General features: G+C 52.1%; 23 protein-coding genes and 1 pseudogene. 11 read left to right on the top strand and 13 right to left on the bottom strand.

The genetic code is table 11. The annotated features are described in order from the left end of the window. Window position 1: 1 nt before the first annotated feature. Genes fliP through fliF form a run of 4 tightly spaced genes read right to left on the bottom strand, consistent with a single transcriptional unit; the run spans window position 2 to window position 3216 of the window. The gene (gene fliP, locus DSM117340_RS16200; protein WP_089894399.1) at window positions 2-739 is read right to left on the bottom strand and encodes a flagellar type III secretion system pore protein FliP; all 738 of its coding nucleotides are present in this window, start codon (window positions 737-739) and stop codon (window positions 2-4) included. After that, complete coding sequence (locus tag DSM117340_RS16205; protein ID WP_089894401.1) at window positions 739-1029, bottom strand: FliM/FliN family flagellar motor C-terminal domain-containing protein; 291 nt, start codon at window positions 1027-1029, stop codon at window positions 739-741. Before DSM117340_RS16205 ends, fliP begins: the two co-directional genes overlap by 1 nt. Continuing rightward, a complete protein-coding gene (locus DSM117340_RS16210) occupies window positions 1022-1618 on the bottom strand; it encodes a hypothetical protein (protein WP_089894404.1) in 597 nt (198 codons plus the stop codon). Before DSM117340_RS16210 ends, DSM117340_RS16205 begins: the two co-directional genes overlap by 8 nt. Next, the gene (fliF, locus tag DSM117340_RS16215) at window positions 1618-3216 is read right to left on the bottom strand and encodes a flagellar basal-body MS-ring/collar protein FliF (RefSeq protein ID WP_089894409.1); all 1599 of its coding nucleotides are present in this window, start codon (window positions 3214-3216) and stop codon (window positions 1618-1620) included. The genes DSM117340_RS16210 and fliF overlap by 1 nt, the downstream gene beginning before the upstream one ends. A 121-nt stretch (window positions 3217-3337) precedes the next feature. Here fliF and DSM117340_RS16220 point away from each other — a divergent pair, with 121 nt between their 5' ends. The 6 genes from DSM117340_RS16220 (at window position 3338) to DSM117340_RS16245 (ending at window position 9124) form a co-directional block, all read left to right on the top strand. Further along, window positions 3338-3820, top strand: a complete 483-nt coding sequence (locus DSM117340_RS16220; protein WP_089894411.1) for a flagellar basal body-associated FliL family protein — start codon at window positions 3338-3340, stop codon at window positions 3818-3820. Window positions 3821-3830: 10 nt separating this feature from the next. Beyond that, the gene (locus DSM117340_RS16225; RefSeq protein WP_089894414.1) at window positions 3831-4202 is read left to right on the top strand and encodes a hypothetical protein; all 372 of its coding nucleotides are present in this window, start codon (window positions 3831-3833) and stop codon (window positions 4200-4202) included. Then, entirely contained in the window at window positions 4199-4792 is a 594-nt protein-coding gene (locus DSM117340_RS16230) for a hypothetical protein (RefSeq protein WP_089894417.1), read from the top strand. The genes DSM117340_RS16225 and DSM117340_RS16230 overlap by 4 nt, the downstream gene beginning before the upstream one ends. Window positions 4793-4848: 56 nt before the next feature. Beyond that, on the top strand, window positions 4849-5718 hold the full coding sequence (gene motA / locus DSM117340_RS16235; RefSeq protein ID WP_089894420.1) for a flagellar motor stator protein MotA: 870 nt from the start codon (window positions 4849-4851) through the stop codon (window positions 5716-5718). 152 nt (window positions 5719-5870) lie between these two features. Next, window positions 5871-7694, top strand: coding sequence for a hypothetical protein (locus DSM117340_RS16240; protein WP_354689827.1), 1824 nt, complete (start codon window positions 5871-5873; stop codon window positions 7692-7694). Window positions 7695-7772: 78 nt separating this feature from the next. Beyond that, window positions 7773-9124 (top strand): IS3 family transposase gene (locus tag DSM117340_RS16245; protein ID WP_089894336.1). Its coding sequence is split into 2 segments (ribosomal slippage): window positions 7773-8109 and window positions 8109-9124, totalling 1353 coding nucleotides; the frame shifts between segments, so codons are not numbered across the junction. Window positions 9125-9197: 73 nt separating this feature from the next. On the opposite strand, the pseudogene DSM117340_RS16250 reads toward DSM117340_RS16245, so the two are convergent. From DSM117340_RS16250 to DSM117340_RS16270, 5 genes and pseudogenes are all read right to left on the bottom strand, one after another. Further along, window positions 9198-9293: pseudogene (locus DSM117340_RS16250) on the bottom strand (flagellar biosynthesis repressor FlbT); the annotation flags it as partial. Beyond that, window positions 9290-9664 carry a flagellar biosynthesis regulator FlaF gene (gene flaF / locus DSM117340_RS16255; RefSeq protein ID WP_276990346.1) on the bottom strand — a complete coding sequence of 125 codons (375 nt, stop codon included), beginning with the start codon at window positions 9662-9664 and terminating at the stop codon, window positions 9290-9292. The gene flaF and the pseudogene DSM117340_RS16250, both read right to left, overlap by 4 nt. An 86-nt stretch (window positions 9665-9750) precedes the next feature. Beyond that, window positions 9751-10965 carry a flagellin gene (locus tag DSM117340_RS16260; protein WP_276990345.1) on the bottom strand — a complete coding sequence of 405 codons (1215 nt, stop codon included), beginning with the start codon at window positions 10963-10965 and terminating at the stop codon, window positions 9751-9753. A 208-nt stretch (window positions 10966-11173) separates the two neighbouring features. After that, entirely contained in the window at window positions 11174-11533 is a 360-nt protein-coding gene (locus tag DSM117340_RS16265; RefSeq protein ID WP_271437577.1) for a flagellar biosynthesis protein FlgN, read from the bottom strand. Then, window positions 11511-11816, bottom strand: a complete 306-nt coding sequence (locus DSM117340_RS16270) for a rod-binding protein (protein ID WP_333908514.1) — start codon at window positions 11814-11816, stop codon at window positions 11511-11513. Before DSM117340_RS16270 ends, DSM117340_RS16265 begins: the two co-directional genes overlap by 23 nt. Before the next feature lie 114 nt (window positions 11817-11930). Between DSM117340_RS16270 and DSM117340_RS16275 the strand changes: the two genes are divergently transcribed. Beyond that, window positions 11931-13700, top strand: coding sequence for a flagellar hook-length control protein FliK (locus DSM117340_RS16275; RefSeq protein WP_354689828.1), 1770 nt, complete (start codon window positions 11931-11933; stop codon window positions 13698-13700). Window positions 13701-13711: 11 nt separating this feature from the next. Beyond that, on the top strand, window positions 13712-14365 hold the full coding sequence (locus DSM117340_RS16280; protein WP_089886827.1) for a flagellar hook capping FlgD N-terminal domain-containing protein: 654 nt from the start codon (window positions 13712-13714) through the stop codon (window positions 14363-14365). On the opposite strand, the gene DSM117340_RS16285 is transcribed toward DSM117340_RS16280, so the two are convergent. From DSM117340_RS16285 to ubiE, 4 genes are all read right to left on the bottom strand, one after another. After that, window positions 14362-15039 (bottom strand): YjbF family lipoprotein, encoded by a 678-nt coding sequence (locus DSM117340_RS16285; RefSeq protein ID WP_089886829.1) that lies wholly within the window; start codon window positions 15037-15039, stop codon window positions 14362-14364. The two genes, DSM117340_RS16280 and DSM117340_RS16285, sit on opposite strands and share 4 nt — an antisense overlap. Further along, window positions 15036-17141, bottom strand: a complete 2106-nt coding sequence (locus DSM117340_RS16290; protein WP_089886831.1) for a YjbH domain-containing protein — start codon at window positions 17139-17141, stop codon at window positions 15036-15038. Before DSM117340_RS16290 ends, DSM117340_RS16285 begins: the two co-directional genes overlap by 4 nt. Window positions 17142-17242: 101 nt before the next feature. After that, window positions 17243-18772, bottom strand: a complete 1530-nt coding sequence (gene ubiB, locus DSM117340_RS16295; protein ID WP_089888795.1) for a 2-polyprenylphenol 6-hydroxylase — start codon at window positions 18770-18772, stop codon at window positions 17243-17245. Continuing rightward, window positions 18769-19512: a bifunctional demethylmenaquinone methyltransferase/2-methoxy-6-polyprenyl-1,4-benzoquinol methylase UbiE gene (gene ubiE / locus DSM117340_RS16300; protein WP_089886832.1), complete on the bottom strand. Its 744-nt coding sequence runs from the start codon at window positions 19510-19512 to the stop codon at window positions 18769-18771. Before ubiE ends, ubiB begins: the two co-directional genes overlap by 4 nt. 95 nt (window positions 19513-19607) lie before the next feature. Between ubiE and mutM the strand changes: the two genes are divergently transcribed. The 3 genes from mutM (at window position 19608) to rpsT (ending at window position 21733) form a co-directional block, all read left to right on the top strand. Continuing rightward, entirely contained in the window at window positions 19608-20459 is an 852-nt protein-coding gene (gene mutM / locus DSM117340_RS16305; protein WP_089888797.1) for a bifunctional DNA-formamidopyrimidine glycosylase/DNA-(apurinic or apyrimidinic site) lyase, read from the top strand. 66 nt (window positions 20460-20525) lie between these two features. Beyond that, window positions 20526-21302: an enoyl-CoA hydratase gene (locus DSM117340_RS16310; protein WP_089886833.1), complete on the top strand. Its 777-nt coding sequence runs from the start codon at window positions 20526-20528 to the stop codon at window positions 21300-21302. 167 nt (window positions 21303-21469) lie between these two features. After that, window positions 21470-21733 carry a 30S ribosomal protein S20 gene (gene rpsT / locus DSM117340_RS16315; RefSeq protein ID WP_089886835.1) on the top strand — a complete coding sequence of 88 codons (264 nt, stop codon included), beginning with the start codon at window positions 21470-21472 and terminating at the stop codon, window positions 21731-21733. Window positions 21734-22154 lie beyond the last annotated feature (421 nt).

Raw genomic sequence — 22154 nt, forward strand, 5'->3', positions numbered from 1 at the left:
ACTAGAAATAACTCCGTACAAGCCCCTCCGTTAGCAAACGCCAACCGTCGGCTAGCACAAAGAACGAAAGCTTGAAGGGCAGGGCCACGACGGCAGGCGGAACCATCATCATACCCATCGACATAAGGATTGCTGCGACGACCAGGTCGATGACCAGAAATGGAACAAAGATCAGAAAGCCGACTTGAAAGGCGCGCGCGACTTCGGAAAGCATAAAGCTTGGAACAAGTACAGAGAGCGGAGCGTCTGCGCTGGGACTTAGTGACGCAATCTCGGGGCGAAGCGATGCTATGGAGGCGAATGTCTCGGGATCGATTCGGCCGAGCATAAAGGTACGAAACGGGTCAGCCACTTTTGGAAAGGCTTCGGCCATTGTGATCTCTTCGCGTGTCAGTGGCTCAATGCCGTCTGTCCAAGCCTGTATGAACACAGGCTCCATGATGAAGTATGTCAAAAACATTGCGAGGCTTACGAGAAGCATGTTGGGCGGCGATTGTTGCAGGCCTATCGCTTGGCGCAGTATGGAGAGTACTGTGACCAGAAAGGGAAAGCAGGTCACCATGATGGCAAGGCCTGGAGCAATACTCAAAACAGTTATCAGCAGAATCAACTGAACCGAACGCCCAGACAGGGAGGCCCCATCGCCAAGAGACACGCTGAACTCCTGGGCCAGGAGGGGCCCAGCCGCGACCACAAAGAGGGCCGCCAGCGTGAGGATGGCTGATATGCGCAGGAGCATCAGAGTAACGGCTTTCCGGCGTCTGCGATTTCCGTAATGCGAACAGCGAGTTGCCCAGCCTCTTCTCCTTCCAGTTCTTGCAGTTCGCCGCGCGCGACGAGTCTGTCGCCAACGAAAAGCTCAACAGGATCGTCGACCCGCGTATCTAGCGGGAGGATTGCATCTTCTCCCAGTGCCAACAAATCTCGGATCAACGGCCGAGCGCGGCCGACGGAAACTGTTAGCTCTATGGGAACTGTCGAGAAAGGCCCGCCGCAATCTGGCTTAGGCGCGTCGGATGTGTCAGCCATTGTTTGGCTCCCTTTTTATGTCTTCAAAAAAGTTGTGGATCAGATTTTTGGATTGTGTCGCAAAGCGAGTGATGTCGATTTCGCGCTCTACACCGCCGAACCTCATGAAAACTTGGTCTGGTGATAGGCTCGCGTCTGCCAACAGTGATAAATCAAGGCTGAGATCGGTTGGAAGCGCCGCTTGTAGCATTGCTCTCTTACTGGAATGACAGTTGATCGTAACTTGACTTCCCGCATGGGCCCTGGCGATTTTGGTGACCTCGGCGGCAAGCGTTTGCCCTAAACCCGCGATTGCAAGATCTGGAAGGGTTGTCTCAATTAGCTGGCGCACCAATGGCTCAAGAGAGCGCAGCACCGCTGTATAGGCTTCATGGTATGTGAAAGACAGATCACTCACGTTTTGCGCGAAATGTTCGCTCAAAGCTGCACTAGATTTTTCTGCAGCCGTTGTCGCATCGTCCCAGCCTGCCTTGTAGCCGCGTTCATAGACTGCAAGCTCGTGGTCGGTCCTTTTGTCATCAGAGCTTTGGCCTGTCGCGGTGACGCTGCCGAAGTCTTCGAAGGTTTCCAACAAATGGGAGATTGTCATTAGGCTTTCTCTTCTTTGTTTTCTAGCCAGCTTCTCAAGATTTGGACAGTTTCGTCTTGGCGCTCCGCGATGAGGTTACGAAGCCGTTCAACAGGGTCTTCCTCGAGAGTGGAAACCGTATCAGGCAGAGCGTTCTGATTGGCGAAATCGACTGCGCCGAGGCCTTCATTTTCGCTTGCGATTTCTCCATTGAGGGGCTGTGCACCATCTGGTGTGTAGCCGAGGCTTTGGGTTGGTGAGAGGCTTGTCGCTGGGGCTGGCTTCGTCAGGATTGGGCGCAATACGAAGAGACCCAAAACAAGAGCAACAAGTGCAAGAACACCAATTTGGATGAGTGACATGACATCCAAAGCCATTGAGCTCATGAAGGAAGATGTTGCAGCCGTTCCAACTGTATCGAGCGGCTGAAACTGGAGCGACTTGAGCGTGATGACATCGCCCCGTGCTTCATCATATCCGACAGCTGAAGAGACCAATTCTTTGAGAGTTTCGAGTTCTGCAGCGGAGCGTGGCTCAAAGACGGTTTGGCCTTCTGCATTTGTGATTTCTGTTCCATTGACAAGAACGGCCACACTGAGGCGTTTGATCGCTCCTGCGGCACGGGTGACTTCTCGCAGTGTTTCAGAGACTTCATAGTTCACCCGTTCGCGTGTTTCGGTGTTTTGGCTCGAATTACCATCACCGCCGCCACCGGCTGCGCCGTCTGGAAGGTTGGAGGCGACTGTGACATCGCCACCCGCAGCTTCTGTTGAATTTCCAGAACGCTCTTCCGTATCGGTGCTTATGGCGACGCGGCTTTCAGGATCTATCAGGGTTTCACGGATAGATTCAGTTTCGGTTATGGTATCAACGCTGACTTCGACCACGGCATTGCCATAGCCAACACGCGCTTCGATCAGGTTTTGGACTTTGGCGCGCAGAGCTTCGGCTTTATCTTGGCCCGCGCCGGATGTGGCGACTTCGTCGCTCGTCCCGATAAGGCCGCCTTTATCGTCAATCACAGTGACATTGTCAGGCGAAAGGCCTGCCACGGCAGAGGCGACCAAGTAGCGCAGAGCCTTTGCGTGATTGGCTGGCATTGCGCCATCTGTGGCTGTAACCGAGACTGAGGCGGATGGCTCCGCGTTCTTCTGGAAGGGGTTGCGTGAACTATTTGCAATATGCACCCGAGCCGTTGAAACAAGTGGACTTGCTGCGATTGTACGGGCCAGCTCTCCTTCTTTGGCGCGCCAGTAGGCTGCATCAAACATTTGGGCTGTGGTTCCGAACCCATTCAGAGAATCGAGGAGTTCGTAGCCCTTGGTGTTATTTGCAGGGAGGCCTTCGCTTGCAAGCGTCATCCGTAGGGCATCGCGCTGGGCGGCTTCGACAAAGATGGAGCCACCGCGGATATCATAAGTTACCCCACGCGCCTCTAGAGACTTGACGATCTCGCCCGCCTGACTTGTCTCCAAGCCTGAATAGAGCAGTGTTAGACTTGGTTTGGATGCAAGGTTCGTCATCGCCAGAATCGCCGCAAACATCCCAGCCGCTGCCAGTCCTGCGATGATTTTGCGGCGTAGATCGGTAGATGCAAATACGTTCTGTAGCTGCTCCAAGGATGCCTCTCCTATATTTGGGCTTCTGCCCGTTTCGAGACCAATTTGACCGATCAGGCTTAACAATCGGTTAGGGCCGATGAGGTTATAGAGGTTTTGTGAAAATACCTGAGAGGACGAGATGGCAGACGACGATACGCCAGAAGAAGAGCCAAAAAAGAAATCAAAGCTCCCGCTGATTATAGGCTTAGTGCTGGCTCTTGTGGGCGGCGGCGGTGGCTTCTTTGCGGTCTACTCAGGTATGCTATTTGGCGCTGAAAGCCATGAAAAAGAGGCGGAAATTGAGCATCTGGAGAAGCTACCTGACATCGCTTTTGTGGAAGTTGATCCGCTGACTGTTTCGCTGCTGGACGATGGTCGAGACAGGTTTCTGAGGTTTCGGGCGCAACTTGAAACTCCTGGCCGCTATGAGGCTGACGTCGAAAAACTGCTACCGCGAATCACGGATGTTCTGAACAGCTATCTGCGCGCAGTTGAACTTGACGATTTGAAGAATGCTTCAGCGCTCGTGCGTTTGCGTGGACAGATGTTGCGCCGTGTGCAGCTGGTTGTTGGGGAGGGCAGGGTAAATGATCTGCTGATTATGGAATTTGTTCTGAATTGAGGAAGATGTGATGGAATTTTTGGCTGATGTTCTCTTGGTCGGCGGAGCTTTGGGGGCGGGCGTATATTGCTACGTTTTGGCGCGCCGTCTGGCTCGGTTTAATGACTTGGAGAAAGGCGTCGGGGGCGCAGTGGCCGTGCTGTCTGCGCAGGTGGATGACCTGACCCGAACACTGGAAACCGCACGGGTGACAGCTGCGGCGTCTACTGGCTCGCTAGACGGCTTGACGGATCGGGCTGAGAATGTAGCCCAGCGGTTGGAGCTTCTTGTGGCGTCTATGCATGATTTGCCGCAAGAGCCAATTCGGGCTGCTGGACCTGTAGCAGATGCGGTTGTGGAGCCGATCTTTATGCGGCGTGTGCCTGAGGAGCGGGCGCAATGATGAAGTGGGTTGCTCCCCGCGCAGCACGCCCCCAGCGCGGCGCTTTGTTTACGATCGCGGCTTTGCTTATTGGATCAGCCGTGCTTCGTATTGGCCTCACTGCCAGCGAAGCCATTGCCCTGGAGAAGTCACATACTCCCTCCGAAGTAAAATCGTCTTCAGATACTGCTTGCGAAACAGTGGGCGACCTCGACGGTATGTTGGTTGCGTTTCGTGAGCGTGAAGAGCGCATTGCAACACAAGAGCTGAAGCTGCAAAAAAGAATGCAGGCTCTCGCGGTGGCTGATCAGAAAATCGATGAAAAGCTTGCTGCATTAACGAAAGCTGAGGCTGATTTGCGGGCAACGCTTGCTCTTGCTGACTCGGCCGCGGAAACAGATTTGACGCAACTCACAACAGTTTACGAAAATATGAAACCCAAGGATGCGGCGGCGTTATTTGAACAAATGGCACCTGAGTTTTCTGCCGGATTTTTGGGGCGGATGAAGCCTGCTTCAGCGGCTTCAATTATGGCAGGGCTTTCGGCTGAGCGGGCATATTCAATTAGTGTTATCCTAGCGGGCCGAAATGCGAACGTTCCCAAGGAGTGAGGCTTTTTTAACTTCCTGCGCAGTATAGTAGCAAGAACGTAACGAGGTGAGTGCAGATGGTCGGTCTTATCGGGATTGCCGTAATTTTTATAATGGTTTTCGGCGGGTATATTCTTGCTGGAGGCAAGCTGGGCATTATTCTGAAGTCGCTGCCTTTCGAAATGATGATGATTGGTGGAGCGGCTGTAGGAGCCTTTCTGATATCAAATGACATGGCGGCCGTTAAGCACACGCTCAAAGACATGGGTAAGGTATTTAAGGGGCCAAAATGGAAGCATGAGGACTACAAGGACTTGCTCTGCCTTTTGTTTGAATTGATCCGTCTTGCCCGAGCGAACCCTGTTGCGATCGAAGAGCATATCGAAGACCCAGACCAATCCTCCATCTTTTCCAAATACCCTAAGATTCTGACAGATCGGGAAGCGGTCGACCTTATAAGCGATACGATGCGTTCGGCCTCCATGAACTATGATGATCCTCATCAAGTTGAAGAGGTTTTAGAAAAGCGTATGGACGCAAATTTACATCATGCGCTGCACTCTAGTCACGCACTTCAAACTGTCGCCGATGGCCTGCCTGCGCTTGGTATTGTCGCTGCAGTTTTGGGAGTGATCAAGACAATGGCCTCAATTGATCAGCCTCCTGAAGTGCTGGGTAAGATGATCGGCGGCGCTCTTGTTGGGACATTTCTGGGGGTTTTTTTAGCTTACGGACTTGTTGGCCCATTCTCTGCAAAGGTGAAAACCGTTGTGGAGGAAGACGCGCATTTCTATCAGCTTATCCGCGAAGTTCTTGTCGCGAATTTGCATAATCACTCCACTAATATTTGTATTGAAGTGGGCCGTCAAAATACGCCATCTCATTGCCGACCAAGCTTCACCGAACTTGAAGAGGCCCTGAAAGAACTTAAGCAGGGCGCAGCATGAAGCGAATATGGCTGGCTGTTTGCTTTGTGCTTCTCCCCATCGCGTCTGTTGGGCAAACAGTTACTGTGCGTGGTGGTGAGCATGACGGGTTTACACGCCTTGTGCTTGATCTGCCGAGAAAAGTCGCTTGGAGTATTGTGAAAGAGGACGCGATGATCCTCACACTTGAAGGTCTTACGCCAAACTTTGAAGTTTCGTCTGCGATGCAAAGGTTGAGTGCTGGGCGTGTGTTGGCCGTCAATGTTGGGCAAGAGCCTGCCACTCTAGCAGTGGCTCTCAATTGCGAGTGCGAGGTGCAGAGTTTTTACGCCAGCCAAACAATGCTGGTTATTGATTTCTATGGGAGTCCTGGCGCCAATCCTGTGACAGGTGTCTCGCCCACGTCAGAAGAAAGTAACGTTGCGACCGTACAGCAACCTTCTCGTGACGTGTCTGGCTTTCAACTCCCCCTCATCTTACCGAACGATACTGCAAGCAAAACCCAGTCAATTGATATGGCAAATTTGGGAGCTGAGAGCTCCCAGCTGTTTGAAGAGCAGATTGATCGTGCTCGGCGTAGCCGAGATGTCGAGCGCAGTTTGTTGACGGAAATGGGCCGAGTCGCATCGCAAGGGCTTGTCGAGCCTCATTTGACATTGCCTGAGGTTGAGAAGTTTCCGAAAAAAGCCGATCAGGACAGTATCGTAGAGAACGTCCCTGCGAGTCTTGCAAAGGTACCGGATGGGCAAAATATACGTGCCTTCTCCAGTGCAGACCGTGACTTCTTGTTGTCTCAAGAAACCTTAATTATTAACCGCAACGGCCAGCGTTGTATGGAGGACGAGCTGCTTGCGTTGCAAGACTGGGTAAGTGACGAGGGCTTTGGAAAGCAGACAGGCATGTTGCGGACGCAGCTCTTTGGTGAGTTCGACAAACCAGATCCCGTTGCGGCACAGACTCTGGCTCAGGCGTACATAGGCTACGGCCTCGGAATAGAGGCGGCTCAAGTATTAAACGTAGTCGTTTTGCAAGAAGCGAACACGTATCTTTTTGCGATGGCAGACATTGTTGAAGATGGAGTCCTGACTGGTGAAATGCCAGCGACTTGGTACCTAGATTGTGAGACGCCTGCCTCATTCTGGGCTCTGCTGGCTGGAGCGCAAACAAGGTCTGACATGCCTTTAAACAAATCGTCTGTGATCCGTAGTTTCAGCGCACTGCCCGCTCAGCTTCGAGCCCATCTGGGCCCATTTCTGACTGCCCGATTGCAATCGATTGGAGAGGAAAGGCTGCTATCAGATGTCGTGCGCCATATGGAACGCGGTCAGCCTGACGACGTCATAAATGTAGCGCTGGTATCCGCTCAGGCAGAGTTAGTCGCGGGAGAACCAGAGAGTGCGGCCGGAGAGCTTGAAAAGGTGATTGCAGCCAATCGTGAAGATGCGCCCAAGGCTTTGGCTCAGAAGATTGATATGCTCGTCGATCAGGAAGCAAGTGTGCCTGTTGGAGACATCGATTTGATTGAAGCTTTCGCACTTGAATATCGGCAAGATCCGATTGGTCCAAATCTCGCTCTTTCTGCTGTGCTGGCGAGGGCCTCCGCCGGAAATTTTGACGAAAGTTTTTTGGAGTTGGCCCTTCTGACTTCTAAGGTCGAGCAAGACAAGTTAATCGATTCTGCCAGTTTTGTTTTGACTCGTTTGAGCCAAACGCCAGATGATGTTCTTTTTTTGGAGTATGCTTTTTCACCTGAAGCTGAGAAGCTTCAATTTTCGAGCGTAGCAGAACATGAGGCTGCACGTCGTTTGATTGATCTTGGGTTTGCGGGTCGTGCTTTGGTTTATTTGTCATCGGCGACTCAGCCAGAGATGGGGCGAGAGCGCAAACTGTTGCGAGCGGAAGCGGCTCTAGGGCTTGGACGGATGCGTCAAGCAGAGGCGGAACTTCTTGGACTTCATGGTACGGATGTTGAAGCCTTGCGTGTAAAAGCTGTCTGACGTCAGCCCCTGCTGGACAGATCTGAGCATTTGAACAACGGAGGATTTCTGGTTCATCTTATCGATTAGGAGATCGAGATGACAAAGAAGCCTACCACATCGAAAGATGCCGCCGACAAGGTGGTTAAGAACATCCGCCGCAAGACACGGCAAACTTATTCAGCGGAGGAGAAGATCCGCATTGTTTTGGCAGGTCTGCGTGGCGAGGAAAGTATTTCTGTGTTGTGCCGTCGTGAGGGGATCGCTGAGAGCCTGTATTATAGCTGGTCTAAGGAATTCCTTGAGGCAGGCAAGCGACGTCTGTCTGGGGACACTGCGCGTCAGGCGACGTCGCCAGAAGTGAAGGAGCTGCGTTCAGAGTCGCTGGCATTGAAAGAGTGCGTGGCGGATCTGACTCTTGAAAACCGGCTGCTCAAAAAAAGCATGACAGGAAATGGGGGATACGAGGAATGAGGTATCCAGCATCCGAGAAGCTTGAGATCATCCGCACCGTCGAAGGCTCACACCTGCCAGTCAAACAGACGCTTGATATGCTGTGCATTCCGCGCAGCACATTTTATCGATGGTACGATCTTTATCTCGATGGTGGTCTGGACGCGTTGGCGGATCATTCGCCGCGTCCCAAGTCTGTCTGGAACCGTATCCCAGACGTCAGGCGCGATGATTTGATCGAGTTTGCATTGGAGCACGAGGCGTTGTCGACACGCGAGCTTGCCGTCAAATACACGGATGAGAAGCGGTATTTTGTCTCTGAATCATCAGCTTACCGCATTCTAAAAGCAGCTGACCTGATCACTGCGCCTGATTATGTGGTGATCAAGGCTGCTGACGAGTTCACAGACAAAACCACAGCTATCAACGAGATGTGGCAGACTGATTTTACCTACTTTAAGATCATCGGCTGGGGCTGGTATTATCTGAGCACAATCCTGGACGATTACAGCCGCTACATCATTGCATGGAAACTCTGCACAAATATGCGTGCTGAGGACGTAACAGACACGATCGAGCTGGCATTGGCTGCATCCGGTTGTGATCAAGCCACTGTTCGGCACAAGCCGCGCCTGCTCAGCGATAACGGCTCCTGCTACATCTCTGGCGATCTGGCTGAGTGGCTGGAAGGGCAAAGAATGGATCACGTTCGCGGAGCACCGCTCCACCCGCAAACGCAAGGTAAGATCGAGCGCTGGCACCAGACCATGAAGAACCGTGTTCTGCTGGAAAACTATTACCTGCCCGGCGATCTCGAGCGTCAGATCGGGGCTTTTGTCGAGTATTACAACAACCAGCGCTACCACGAGAGCCTGAACAACGTCACACCCGCTGACGTCTACTTCGGGCGCGACAAAGCCATTTTGAGGGAAAGGGAGAAGATCAAAAGCCAAACAATCCGCCAACGCCGCTTGCAACATCAAAAACAAGCAGCATAATCAATCACACGAACGAACCAGAGCCTCCTGTGCTCAAGCCGATCTGATGTCCAACTTTATATGACGACGGACAGATTGCAAGGCGAGAACGCTTGTCACCGTTCTCAATAACCGCACCGTTGATCAAGACGCGTTCGCGTGGCCCTAGTTTCAGAATAAGTCCGCTCATTTTGAGCCTCCGCCAGCTAAGCCGCGCATTATGGCTGCATTGATTTCGATAAGAGGCGCGACGCTTGCGCCTGATCTCAATACCTTTGGGGAGTAGTTCTGAGTGAACTCCGCTAAGTAAAAAATGCGGGCGCGTAAATCTTTTGAGAGCGTGTTGCCGTCTCCAGCAACTTCCGTTGCAAGGATCGTCCAGAGCTTTCGATTCTTATGAATGGCATCGGCTAGAGCAGGGAAACCTTGCTTGCCTTGCAGGGCGGCGGTTCTCAGATTGTTAGTGATTTTGGAGAAAACTTCGTATTCTGTGCCTCGATTGGTTCGAATTGGTGCATTTTGGGTCGTATAGCCCGCGATGGCTTGGGAGTGGGCGTTCATTGCTCAGCCTCGTCGTTATAATTCTTATGTGACACGCGATTCTAGATTGGGTGCGCAGCTTCCTGCGCACCCAAGAGCTATTCCTGTTAGCGGAAGAGCGAGAGCAGAGCTTGCGGTGCCTGGTTCGCAATTGAGAGCGATTGAACACCGAGTTGCTGTTGGACTTGAAGGGCTTGCAGACGCGCTGAGGCCTCTTCCATATCGGTATCAACCATCGCTCCAATGCCTGACTTCAAAGAGTCTGTCAGACTGGAAATGAAATCAGCTTGCGTGTTAATACGTCCCTCGGCGGAGCCAAATGAAGCGGCCGCATTGATTGCTGTGCCAATCAGCGTTTCGATTGAACCCAGAGCAGCTGTGGCGCCAGAAGAGCTTGATACGTCAATCGCTGTCAATGCGCCGAGGCCACCTGCGTTGGCGTTCATGAACTGGCCACTCACGGCAAGGCTTGTCGCGCCGTTGTTTGTAATTGCCAACTCGCCGGGAGTACCACTGTCATAGTCTACAGTAACGTCGAGCCCTGTTGCTTCGATTGCGGTCTTTAGGCCCAAGGCAACAACATCGCGTGTTGTCGTTGAAGCAACGTCTTCAGCAGTGATCGTGTAAGAGATATCTGTATCGCCGAGGCGCATCGAAATGCTATCTCCTGCTGCGAATGCTGTTGTTGCGATTGTAATCGCGGCATCATCCGCTGCGCCACCTGTTGCATCAAGTGCAAAGCCAAAGCTATCAAGAGTAGCTGAAACGCCGTTTGTTGCTGCGCCTGTCACGAACGCTGCCTTTGCAGTATAGCCCCCTGTTGAGAGGTTCTGTCCGGTAACGGCAATGTTGCTCGCATCTACGCCTGAAGAAGACCGGTCTAAAGATGACAGCACGTTGACCGAGGCTGTTGTACCATCTACAAGGTTCAGACCGTTGAACTGAGCCGCTGACACAACAGATGCGATCTGTTCTTTGAGCGCAGTAACGTCAGTGTTGATTTTTGTTCGGTCAACGTTTTCGCCTTGGGCCGCTACGATCTTGGTTTTCATATCGGTCAGAAGATCAGTGATCGTCTCGGCCGCATTTCTAGCAACGGCGACTGAAGATTCACCGAGTGCTAGGCTGTCTGAGATGGCTTTGAAGCCGTTTACGTCTGATTCCATAACCTTTGAAATCGCCCAGACAGCGGAGTTGTCTTTTGCTGAACTGACGGTTTTGCCAGTTGAGATTTGGCTTTGCACATCTGAGAGATTTGAGTTGATACCCTTCAGGGTTTGAAGAGCGACCATTGCACTGTTGTTTGTCAGAATACTTGACATGTCTTGAGTTCCTTTTGACACGAGGCGCTTTGCGCCCACCTAAAGTTCGCCCTGTTTGGGGCGGGTTATGCCGTTCTGACGTGTGCAGCCGCGTAGCATTACCAAGCTGCGCCACCCGATTATCGGATGCAGGAACATCATGCTGTTGTAGAACCTAACGAAGTCCTAATAGCGCTCGCCGAAGTCTTCCGCATTTGAGATAAAACTCTCACGCTCGCTTCTCCAATGTGGTTTTCTGACTGCCGCGAATTGTCTGCTTTTGGCCGCGGGCGTCATAGGTCTCCAAACTCTTGCGGACCTTTTGTAGAGTCGAAAGTCTATTGGACACAGATTTGATCCCTCGCGTGGCGCTTTCGAGCATGGCTTGGTTTCGAATGGCTTTGGCTTGGAGCGCTTGGAGCGCACCGATCTCCGTGAAGGGAGCGGCATTGAGGGCATCGATGAGGGATTGCTTTTGTTCGAGCAGTTTGACCAATGCATCAAGTTTGCCGTTCACGAGGGCATTGTGCTCTTTTTCGAGCAATGACTCAATTTGACTGACGAGATCATTCGGTGTGCGATTGCGCATTTTGTCTCTCCTTTAATGCGTTGAAAATGGACTCGGCGAGGCCAATGCCGCCCCGGTCGACAAGGTTTTTGGCGTGTGCTTCAGCCAAGAAAGATGCGAAGTGCTCTTCACCTGCTCCACCGCCGAAGGCCTCACGTGTTTTGCCAACGCCAGCTGCCTTGAGCATCTCTGCAAGAAAGCTGGCTTCCAAGTTTTTGGCAGCTTCGTGGAGTTTTTGTGTTTGCCCAGTTGATCGCTCAGGCATTGTGCCTAGGCTAAGCGCGAGGGCTTTCAAATCTGTCACCGATTTACCTCCAATTCTTTGGATAATCTCGTTTGTAGGCTGCAAACGGTAAAGATGTGGTAACCGCTGTATGGGATTGTCTAGGCGTAGGAAGAATTCCCGAGGCCTAAATAGATGATGCAAATTGCTTCGAACCCACACCACACGCGCGCATTGAATGAGACGAATGAGGCGCCAAAGATTGACGCAGAGAGCGCCATCGATGGAGCCAGTGCGGTCGCATTTGCAGAGGTGTTTGAGCACGGGGCTGACTTGCGCACGCCTGTCGAAGGCAAGGTAGGGTCATCGATTGATGCCGAGAAGACCAAAGACTTAGAGACGCGCTTGGTGCTGAGCGAGGTTGAGGCGGTGCAGGTACTTGCAGACACACGAGAATTTGTGTCGCCGAGCGCCGAGCAACCCAAAGAAACGATGATACTGGAACCAGAACCACCCGTAAGTCCGCACATCGCACCAGCCTTCAACAAGGTGCAAGACGGGCAGAACGATATTCGCTTTGAAGCTGAGGTTGGGCTTGGTCACTCAAGCGAAGGGACGGGTGATTTTGAAGCGCGTATTTCGGCAGTTCAGCAGCAATTTCAGACCTTTGGTCGCCAGCACTTTGATGCACGACTTATTGGTGAGTTGGGGCCTCAGGCTGGTCGAGAGCCGTCAAGTGTGGTGCAATATCTTACCGATGTGGAGATATCGGTTGGGAGTGATCTTGATGCCCGCACTGAGAAAGCTACTGAGGCAACTGTGAGAGGAGCGCTTGCCATAGACGAGGGGGCGAGGGTTTTTGATGTAGGCCCTTTCGACAACGCGAAGAGTATCGATGGTACACAGAGTTCAAAGCTGGGTCGAGAATTCGAGAGCGCTTTACATAGTTTGCCGAGTGCAGCTGCGGTCACAGTGAATGAGTTGGAAGCAGGGTCGCACACGGGAGGCCTGAGCGTCAAATCTGCTCATGTAGGTGAGGTTGTTTCCGGTGAAATACGCAAAACAGGATCGATCGACGTGCCTCTGCAGCGCTCAATTGGATTTGCCGAGGTCAGTCCAAAAACTGGTGTTGTGGTGCCGCCTCTAAAACAGCAGATAGAGCCGAGTCAGCCGAGACCTTCTATGGGATTAGAGCTGCAAAATTCACCTTCAAAAGCAGTGCCGGCCTTGGTTGTGGGCATTGCCAACACAGAGAGCGTTCTCTTCAATCTGCCTGCCGCGTCGCACGAGGAAACAAAAAATGGTGTGACAGCCTTGTACGTTGAGGCAGCGGGCCAATCCGTGAGGGATCAGATCAAGCATCCTTCAACATTCAAAGACATGCAGATTTTTCCTGTGCAAGTGACTTCTCAAGCAGAAGTCCTGTCTATGGGGCCACAGCTGCAATCCCCTTTGCCGCGACATGGCTACGAGCGTGATTTTATCTCTTTGGAGGCGATGGCTTTAGTTTCACAAGCAGAAGTTAATCGCTCGTTTGGGCAAGCTGTGGGGCAGAATGCGCTGACACTGAGCGCTGAGCATGCAGTAATGATTGTGCGCGACACTGTTGATGCTTTGGTAAGCAATAAAAAGCGAGAAATTGAGCTTCAGCTTCATCCCAAAGAGCTTGGTCGATTGCGTTTTGTCATGAGCCCTGGTGAAGGGCAAATGCTTGTTCAAATATTTGCTGAGCGGCCTGAAACATTGGAGGCATTGCGGCGTCATGCGGAGCTTTTGACACAGGAGCTTTTCTCGGAAGGCTTCGAAAATACAAATTTCTCGTTTGAGCAGGACACCTCTCAAAACAAAGGCTCCAGCTTGGAGCACTCTAAGGTTGCCGCTCAGGACGAGACGGGTGGAGCCCCAAAAACAGTGGTGGCTTATGAGTGGCGTGATCCTGATGGCCGACTTGATATAAGAATATAGAGAGACAAATCATGGTAGAAATTGCTTCCAATCTAAATCAGGCGACGGTTTACTCGCCCTCGGCAAAAACACAAAATGCGGTGACGTCTGACTTTCAAACGTTCATCCAAATGTTGACGACGCAAGCCGAGAATCAAGATCCGCTTAATCCGATGGACTCAGCTGAATATGCGTCACAGTTGGCGAGCTTTTCATCCGTCGAGCAGCAGGTCAAAACGAATGATTTGTTGGCAGATCTGGCGGCTCAGATGGGCGCCTCAAATCTTGCGCAGCTTTCTGCTTGGGTTGGTATGGATGCCAGAACCGCAGCACCTGTCCAATTTGAGGGCTTACCCGTTACCCTGCATCCTCTTCCTGCGCGCTTGGCCGACGAGGCTTTTCTTGTTGTTTTTGATGACACTGACACAGAAGTACAACGGCTTCCCTTGGGGTTAGATGGTGAACCGGTAGATTGGGCTGGAGTTGGTGCGGGTGGGTCGCCATTTGCCCCGGGCGCGTATCAGTTTAGAGTAGAAAATTATGCAGAAGGTGAGTTGCTGGGCAGTTCGCCAGTTGAAAGCTATCAACGGGTGGAGGAAGCACAGATGATTGATGGACAAATCATACTGCTGTTAGCAGGTGGGCAGGCGGTCTCGCCTGCAGACATTATTGGTTTGCGAAGTTAACGCAGTTTTTGAATGGTGAGATAGCCGTTGACTGGGCCGAGCCATTGGCGTGATTGAACAATACGTCCTGATGGCGTTACTTTGTAGGTATTTTCGAATGCTACGTTCGGTCCAGAACATTCTTCAACTAACACTGTGACTGTGCCGCTGATTTCACCAATCGCGATGCTCTCCGCCCCGAGCGCTTTGATTGAGCAGGTAAGCTGCATAATCTGTTCCTGATTTTCTCCGTTGAGGTAGACGTGTGTTCGGCTGGCGTTTCCTGAGCGACGATTGACAATAAGGGCGAGAGAGTTGCTAACTTCGGCAGACATGAGATCGGCTCCAAGTCCACGGGTGGCTGTTACAACGCCATTTTTTTCAGATATTGTTCGCCTGTCAGGAGAGCCCCAAGTGCTATAAGCACCATTGTTTGCAACTTCGGTTAGAAAAGTGAAGCTGTTGCGATTTTCTACTACAGCGATGGCAAGACGTTTGTCCGTATTTTTCAGAGCGAGGCCAATGTTTCGTGACAGCTCCTCTGCAGTGGGTACGGCAGATGTTTCACGGCTTTTTTTGAGTGCGCCACCTTTGATAGCGTTTAGAACGCTTCCTTGATCAGGTTGGTTTCCGCAGGCAGCGAGTGCAAGGGTCATGCCGCCGACGAGTGCGCCCAATTTCAAATATGAAATCATCTCCAGAACCTCCCCCACGTCTTGGCCATTTCAGCTCTATGCGTTTCGCGAACGGTATTATAGAGCCTGCCGTTAACATTGACGCGAGCACCACCGTCACGAGTGAGCGACTGAATGACGGTCTCTGTACTTTTCTGCGTCGAGTTTCCGAGTGCCCAGCTCATAGGCAGCGTGATCTTTATCCCTTTGTCAAAAGATCCCTCGCCAAATCGTTCTGACGATAAATTGGTCTTGGTGACATAGGCACCAACACGCCAGCCATTTCCAAACTCGCGGTCGACTGCAACTGTTGCGCCGTAATCGCCCGCAAGATAGCGACCGACATCGACTTGTGTATGAAACCCTTTTCCAAGGTCGTAATAAGCAGACAGATGACCCGTCGCGATATTGTAATCTTGCAGGCCAAATCGCTGATCAAAATCGCGTTGGACCACATAGTTGAGTTCGGCAGCGAGTGCTAGCCGGCTAGATACGGGCTTCCAGAGCACTTCTCCAGACACACCAGCATACATTTGCTCTAGATACCCAAAAGTCATGCGGCCGTAGAGATTCTCACCTAGTCGACCGTATTTGGCAATTGTGAGATGCTCGATTTTTGGTCCGCGACCTACAGCATAGAGGCGTGCATCGGAGCGTACAGCATGGGGTGGGTTGATCGCGACAAAGCCACCTCTGTTCGGGGAAAGACCGTCCAGATTACCACCAAGCTTATAGTTAAAAGAGCCTGATGCTACCCAGCCTGGCGCGATGTGGTATTGACCCTCTATTTGCGCGAGTAGGTCTGCGCGTACAGGGCTATCTGGATCAAACACGCTGAATTTAGCGATTGGCCCTAAACCCCAAGTGAGCCTAGGGTATGTTCCTTCCAGACTGTCAAAGCTGAGTGCGGAACTATCGGCTGAAAAACGAGCGCGATTCAGTATATCGGTCGCAGGCGCATGCTCTAGAGCTTCAATGTCTGACCGTGAAATCGTTACTGAGCCAGCGGGGATACCTTGATTTGAGTAGGTGACTTTTAGCGTTTCAACTGAATCTGGCAAAACTCGAGTCATGATGCGCATGGCCCGACCTACAGCCTGACTTTCGATATCAAAACGTTCATTGCGAATGAGTAGCTCAGCGGATCGCCCCTCAATCCGAGTGCCTTCTAGTGCGATACCTTCGCGGGCAAGGGCTGTCGCGAGTGCAGCTTTGATCTGGTCTTGTCTCTCCGCCTCATTGGTCCAACCCAGATTTTGCGCAGATTGGGAGGCGCGTACGGCGACAGGCTGTGGCGCAGTATCATTGCCACCAATCACAGGAGAGCTTTTCGGATCGATCGAAATGCTGATGTTTAGCCCGAATTCGCTACCATACATATAGGATGCACTGAGCTGAACTGTGTCGTTGAATTTGTATTTGGCCCCAAAGTTGAAGGGCGACTTGACGTCAAAAATTCTGCGATCTTCCCGAACATACGCGTCTGATGAATATTCGACTGAAAAGCCCAATCGATCGTTGTGATTGTAGTTTATACCAGCGAAGCCAGCGACCGGCCCCCTGAACCAACGATCGTAATTAGGAATGCCACCTGACCCTAGAGTTTGTGTCGGACGACTGCCCATGACTGCAAAGCTACCGTGGCTTCCCAATCGCCCCCAGCCTAGTCCCCCAGTGAGGCGTAGTTTCGGCCCGACTGATTTTGTCCCAACGACATACTCGCCAGTATAAAGCCCTGTTCCCAAGAAATCCCGCAGCCCAACGGCGAGAGCTGGCCGATACGTCTTTTCATCAAAGATTTGATAGTGAACATCAAAGCTCCGATCGAAATATGTGGAGAGCCCAGAACCTGGTGCGGTGAGGCCTTTGATACCAGAATAGCGAAAAACGCCGGAGATACGGGGGGTGAGCTGAAACGACAGGTTTGTTTTCGTGGTCCCGCCAAAATGCGAAATTGTGGTAATCAAACGTCCGTCAGGCCCAACTTCAGCGGTGGGCATGTCGATAAGGCCACCTGACACCCCGTAGGTGTTCACCCAAGTCGCAGTTTGTTCTTCTGCGGACAGTGCAACGGGCAAAACAGATAGCCCAGAAATTGCTATCAAGAAGTACGCTTTTAACATGTCCTGCACTCGTTATTTACGATGGTCTAACAAGTAGCCTAACTTATCAAACTTTCATAGGATAAAGGTCGAGAAGCTTAATTGGTTCTCTATTTATGGGATCAGGAAAGTAGCAAATATGCCGCGAGGCCAGCACAGCTTGCGCTGAGAATAGCAGTTGTTGCTATCTTTAGGCCTAATCGTGACGGTGGTGGCGCAACGGCAGAAGCGGCTTGCGCTGCGAGAGCCTTTTCGACCAAGTTGGGCAGGCGTGGACCAAAGCGGGCCACAACCCGCAGCGTTTTGACGAGGTCATTCATAAGCGCACGAGGGCCAAGCGCGTTCTTTATATAATCCTCAACTATTGGATGAGCCACGTCCCAGATATTGAGCTGCGGGCTAAGGCTTCTGGCGACGCCTTCGACAACGACCATCGTCCGCTGCAGTAATATCAGCTCCGTGCGAGTTTCCATTCCGAAGCGTTCAGTGACTTCGAAAAGATAGCTCAAGAGCTTTCCCATCGAGATGCGAGAGGCATCCATACCGAAAATCGGTTCGCCAACTGCGCGGAGTGCCCGGGCGAACTCTTCTACATCTCGGTCTGCGGGCACATAGCCAGCTTCAAAATGCACTTCAGCAACGCGTTTATAGTCACGCTTTATAAACCCATATAGAATCTCCGCATAGACACGACGGGTGTAGTCATCAATGTGACCCATAATGCCAAAGTCAAAGGCGATGATATCGCCGTTTGGGGCTACCTTAAGATTGCCTTGGTGCATGTCTGCGTGGAAAAAGCCATCGCGAAGTGCGTGGTTCAGAAAAAGCTGGAGTACACGTGTGCCAAGCTCGTCACGATTGTGCCCAAGCGCATCTATAGCCGCATTGTCGCCCAAAGGGACGCCCTCGGCCCAGCTCATGGTCATTACCCGACGACTGGAGTGCTCCCAGATGATCTTGGGCAGTGTAAATCCCGCGTCATCTTTGGTGTTTGCGGCAAATTCGCTTGCAGAGGCGCTCTCAAGTCGGAGGTCAAGCTCGCCTTTGACGACACCCTCAAAGTGCTCGATTACATCGCGTGGCTTTAGGCGGCGCGAGCCAGGACTAAAGACTTCAATGAAGTTTGCGACAAAGTAAAACACGTCAATGTCACGCTGAAAGGCCCGCTCAATTCGTGGTCGCAATACTTTTATTGCGACGGTATCGCCTGTTTCGCGAAGGCGCGCTTTGTGAACTTGAGCAATGGAAGCTGCGGCAACTGGTTCGCTGAAGTCATCAAAGATTACTTCCAGTGGTTGACCGAGCTCTTCTTCGACCATCCGTTTGGCTGCCGAGGTTGGGAAGGGAGGCAACTTATCTTGTAAAATGCGCAGCTGAAGCGCCAAATCATTGCCAACAAGATCGGGACGGGTGCTAAGCACTTGCCCAAATTTGATATAGGCAGGGCCGAGCGCCGAGAGTGCCCGCGCTGGGGGCGGTAGCTCAAGATCGCCGCGCTTTCCCAGCCATTTAAATGGCCAGACCAGTGTGCGAGCGAGAATACGAAGCGGACGGGGTGCGTCAAACGCCTCAAGGACCACGGGCATTGCGCCAGTGCGCTCGAGCGTGGCGCCCATCCGGATCATTCGAAAGATATTGTGGGGACCCTTCAAATCTTCCATCCCGAATGGAGAGCGGCGATGCCAAGGCTGAGGTTGCGATAGCTCGCGTTTTCAAAGCCAGCATCCTTGATCATCTGGAGGAAGGTGTCTTGGTCAGGAAAGCGTCGGATCGACTCGACAAGATATTGATAGCTGTCCCTGTCGCCAGCGATGGCTTCGCCAAGGCGGGGAATAATGTTAAATGAATAAAGGTCGTAAGCTTTTTGCATCAGATCGTTTGGTATCTGACTGAACTCAAGTACCATAAGCCTCCCACCCGGGCGCAGGACACGAAAAGCCTCTGCTAGTGCGTCTTGGGGGCGCGTTACATTTCTGATCCCAAAGGAGATAGTGTAGACATCAAAGCTGTTGTCAGGGAAGGGCAGTGCCATCGCGTCGCCTACAACCCAGCTCAGCTGGTTCGCCATTTGCTCGGCTTCTGCGCGCTTTCGCCCCTCAACAAGCATGGGCTCTGTCAGGTCGCAGACCACCGCCTCAGCGTCTCCTGCGCGCGCAAGAAACCGAAAGGATATGTCACCTGTACCACCAGCAACATCAAGCAAGCGTTGGCCGGCACGTGGTGCGAGCCAGTCCATCATGGCGTCTTTCCAAACACGGTGGATCCCAAGGCTCATTGCGTCATTCATGACGTCATACTTTGACGCAACAGAGCCGAAGATACCTTGAACGCGCCCCGCTTTTTCTGACTCGGGGACGGTTTGAAAGCCGAAATGTGTTGTTTTCTCTGACATGGGCCTTGCCGTTTGCTGTACTCCCTTCTCATATAGTGCCGATGTGGTGCGCACAATGCGCTGAAATGGCACTAAAAGAGCAAAGCGAGCGGTCCATGCCTGAACTTCCCGAAGTTGAAACCGTGAGACGAGGCCTTGTGCCTTCAATGGAGGGGGTTCGGATTGCTCGTGTCGATGTTAATCGCCCCGATCTACGTTGGCCATTTCCAGAGCGAATGGCCGAACGGCTTGTGGGGCAAGAGGTTCTAAGGCTCCGGCGCCGTTCAAAATATATTCTTGCTGATTTGAGCAGTGGGGAATCACTTCTCATCCATTTGGGTATGTCTGGCCGGATGACCGTTTCGGGCGACCCATTGGGGCAGTTCGTTCATGAACATCCTAAGCTCGAAAAACACGACCATGTCATTATCTGGATGGAGGGTGGCGCACGGATCGCCTTTAATGATCCGCGCCGTTTTGGGGCTATGGACCTTTTGTCCACTGACACGGCAGAGAGCCACCCACTTCTTGCAAAGCTGGGGCCCGAGCCTTTGGGGAATGCTTTTTCAGAAAGCTATCTCGCCGAGGCACTTGAAGGGCGGCGCACGCCCATGAAATCGGCCCTGCTTGACCAACGGATCATCGCGGGTCTTGGCAATATATATGTCTGCGAAGTGCTTCATAAAACGGGAATTTCTCCGAAGCGGCAAGCGGGGCAGGTGAGCCGCGTGCGATTGAATCGTGTGGTGTCGGCCGTGCGAGATGTATTGGAAACGGCAATTTCTGCGGGCGGGTCTTCGTTGAAAGATTTCAAGCAAACCAGCGGCGAGCTTGGGTATTTCCAGCATCAATTCCAAGTCTACGACCGAGAGGGCACTGCCTGTCAGACGCCTGATTGTAAGGGAGAGATTGCGCGGATCGTCCAGTCTGGCCGCTCAACCTTCTATTGCCCCCAGTGTCAAAGATAGCTTGAACCGCGTGACAGGAGTGATATTGAAACGGCTCTGAGTGAAACAAGCGAAAGCGACCATCACATGGCTTTTGAGACGATCATCGTCGACGTGGAAGACCACATTGCCCTTATCCGCCTGAATCGGCCGGACGCGCTCAACGCGCTCAACGCAGAGCTACTTTCGGAGCTTGTCGAGGCGTTGAAAGACGCGCAAACAAACGAGAAGGTGCGCTGTATTGTTGTCACAGGCAGCGAGAAAGCATTTGCTGCAGGTGCTGACATCAAAATGATGAGCGAAAAGAGCTTTGTGGATGTCTTCACTGAAGACCTTTTCACACCTGAGAGCCATGAGATTGGGCGCATCCGGAAGCCTATTATCGCAGCCGTTTCTGGCTACGCATTGGGCGGGGGATGCGAGCTGGCGATGATGTGTGACTTCATTATTTGCTCAGATACAGCGAAGTTTGGGCAACCAGAGATCAACCTTGGTGTTATGGCGGGCCTTGGCGGTACGCAGCGTCTTACGCGTGCGGTTGGTAAGGCGAAGTCAATGGACATGAACCTGACGGGCCGGTTTATGGATGCAGAAGAGGCAGAGCGCGCAGGGCTTGTGAGCCGTGTTGTGCCGGGCAAAGAGCTGATGAAAGAAGCGATGAGTGCTGCGAGCAAGATTGCAGAGAAATCGATGATCACTGTTATGGCCATCAAAGAAGCGACGAACCGTTCGTTTGAAATGACATTGAACGAAGGCCTGCTCTTTGAGCGCCGCGTCTTCCACTCTCTTTTTGCGACTGAAGATCAGAAGGAAGGCATGGCCGCGTTTAGCGAAAAGCGCCAGCCACAGTTCCGCGACAAATAGGCTCTGGCAGGGCCGATATATAAGGGTTTGCATTTTCAGCAAACTAACGTATATGGCCCTCCAATACATGCGTGTGCAGCCCGCTTTGGCTAGAATCACCACTTCGGTGTCGGCTCTTGGGCGCATTGCGTTTAACGAAATATCATAACCGAACCGAGGTCACTCACATGGCAAATTCGCCCCAAGCAAAAAAACGCGCCCGTCAGAATGAAGCACGCTTCGCTGTGAACAAAGCGCGCCGTTCACGGATCCGCACATACCTTCGCAAAGTTGAGGAAGCGATTGCTTCTGGTGACAAAGAAGCGGCAGCTGCTGCTCTTCGTGCAGCACAACCAGAGCTGATGCGCGGCGTTACAAAAGGTGTTTTTCATAAGAACACAGCATCGCGCAAAATGTCACGCCTGACATCACGCGTTAAAGCGCTCGCTTAAATTTAAGCGCTCTTTTTATGCTCAAACGGCGCTCCTTCTGGGGCGCCGTTTTTCGTTTTTCCTAATGTTTTCAGTTCGACGAAAAAGCTTGTGAGATTCTTTTTCACTGAATCGAGAGTCAAGCGTGAAGATAAGTTGCTAGGCCGCCCAGCATGTTGCTAATTTCAATCCAGCGATTCACCTCGCTTTGGGGGGACAGACCGAATTTCCGTCTTGGTATGGGAGCCAAGAATTTAAACTCCGGTCATATGTCCAAAGGTAAAAATGGCGCCTTGAACTCGGACCAGCTTCAGCTGGAGCTTAGAGTATTGGCTGCATTTTAGGTGAACGCTCGTTCAGGAGTCCTGCTGCAGGGGCCCGAATGATATTTTATTTGTAGATGCGCGCTAGATTTTAGTGCTTGGGACGAAACGGGACAAAT

Source organism: Lentibacter algarum, assembly GCF_040580765.1.
Classification (GTDB): Bacteria; Pseudomonadota; Alphaproteobacteria; order Rhodobacterales; family Rhodobacteraceae; genus Lentibacter; species Lentibacter algarum.

Bases quoted from the DNA above. Each gene is read 5' to 3' on its own strand.
- fliP (WP_089894399.1), bottom strand. From the start codon at position 739: ATGCTCCTGCGCATATCAGCCATCCTCACGCTGGCGGCCCTCTTTGTG.
- DSM117340_RS16205 (WP_089894401.1), bottom strand. From the start codon at position 1,029: ATGGCTGACACATCCGACGCGCCTAAGCCAGATTGCGGCGGGCCTTTC.
- DSM117340_RS16210 (WP_089894404.1), bottom strand. From the start codon at position 1,618: ATGACAATCTCCCATTTGTTGGAAACCTTCGAAGACTTCGGCAGCGTC.
- DSM117340_RS16220 (WP_089894411.1), top strand. From the start codon at position 3,338: ATGGCAGACGACGATACGCCAGAAGAAGAGCCAAAAAAGAAATCAAAG.
- DSM117340_RS16225 (WP_089894414.1), top strand. From the start codon at position 3,831: ATGGAATTTTTGGCTGATGTTCTCTTGGTCGGCGGAGCTTTGGGGGCG.
- DSM117340_RS16230 (WP_089894417.1), top strand. From the start codon at position 4,199: ATGATGAAGTGGGTTGCTCCCCGCGCAGCACGCCCCCAGCGCGGCGCT.
- motA (WP_089894420.1), top strand. From the start codon at position 4,849: ATGGTCGGTCTTATCGGGATTGCCGTAATTTTTATAATGGTTTTCGGC.
- DSM117340_RS16240 (WP_354689827.1), top strand. From the start codon at position 5,871: ATGATCCTCACACTTGAAGGTCTTACGCCAAACTTTGAAGTTTCGTCT.
- flaF (WP_276990346.1), bottom strand. From the start codon at position 9,664: ATGAACGCCCACTCCCAAGCCATCGCGGGCTATACGACCCAAAATGCA.
- DSM117340_RS16260 (WP_276990345.1), bottom strand. From the start codon at position 10,965: ATGTCAAGTATTCTGACAAACAACAGTGCAATGGTCGCTCTTCAAACC.
- DSM117340_RS16265 (WP_271437577.1), bottom strand. From the start codon at position 11,533: ATGCGCAATCGCACACCGAATGATCTCGTCAGTCAAATTGAGTCATTG.
- DSM117340_RS16275 (WP_354689828.1), top strand. From the start codon at position 11,931: ATGATGCAAATTGCTTCGAACCCACACCACACGCGCGCATTGAATGAG.
- DSM117340_RS16280 (WP_089886827.1), top strand. From the start codon at position 13,712: ATGGTAGAAATTGCTTCCAATCTAAATCAGGCGACGGTTTACTCGCCC.
- DSM117340_RS16285 (WP_089886829.1), bottom strand. From the start codon at position 15,039: ATGATTTCATATTTGAAATTGGGCGCACTCGTCGGCGGCATGACCCTT.
- DSM117340_RS16290 (WP_089886831.1), bottom strand. From the start codon at position 17,141: ATGTTAAAAGCGTACTTCTTGATAGCAATTTCTGGGCTATCTGTTTTG.
- ubiE (WP_089886832.1), bottom strand. From the start codon at position 19,512: ATGTCAGAGAAAACAACACATTTCGGCTTTCAAACCGTCCCCGAGTCA.
- mutM (WP_089888797.1), top strand. From the start codon at position 19,608: ATGCCTGAACTTCCCGAAGTTGAAACCGTGAGACGAGGCCTTGTGCCT.
- DSM117340_RS16310 (WP_089886833.1), top strand. From the start codon at position 20,526: ATGGCTTTTGAGACGATCATCGTCGACGTGGAAGACCACATTGCCCTT.
- rpsT (WP_089886835.1), top strand. From the start codon at position 21,470: ATGGCAAATTCGCCCCAAGCAAAAAAACGCGCCCGTCAGAATGAAGCA.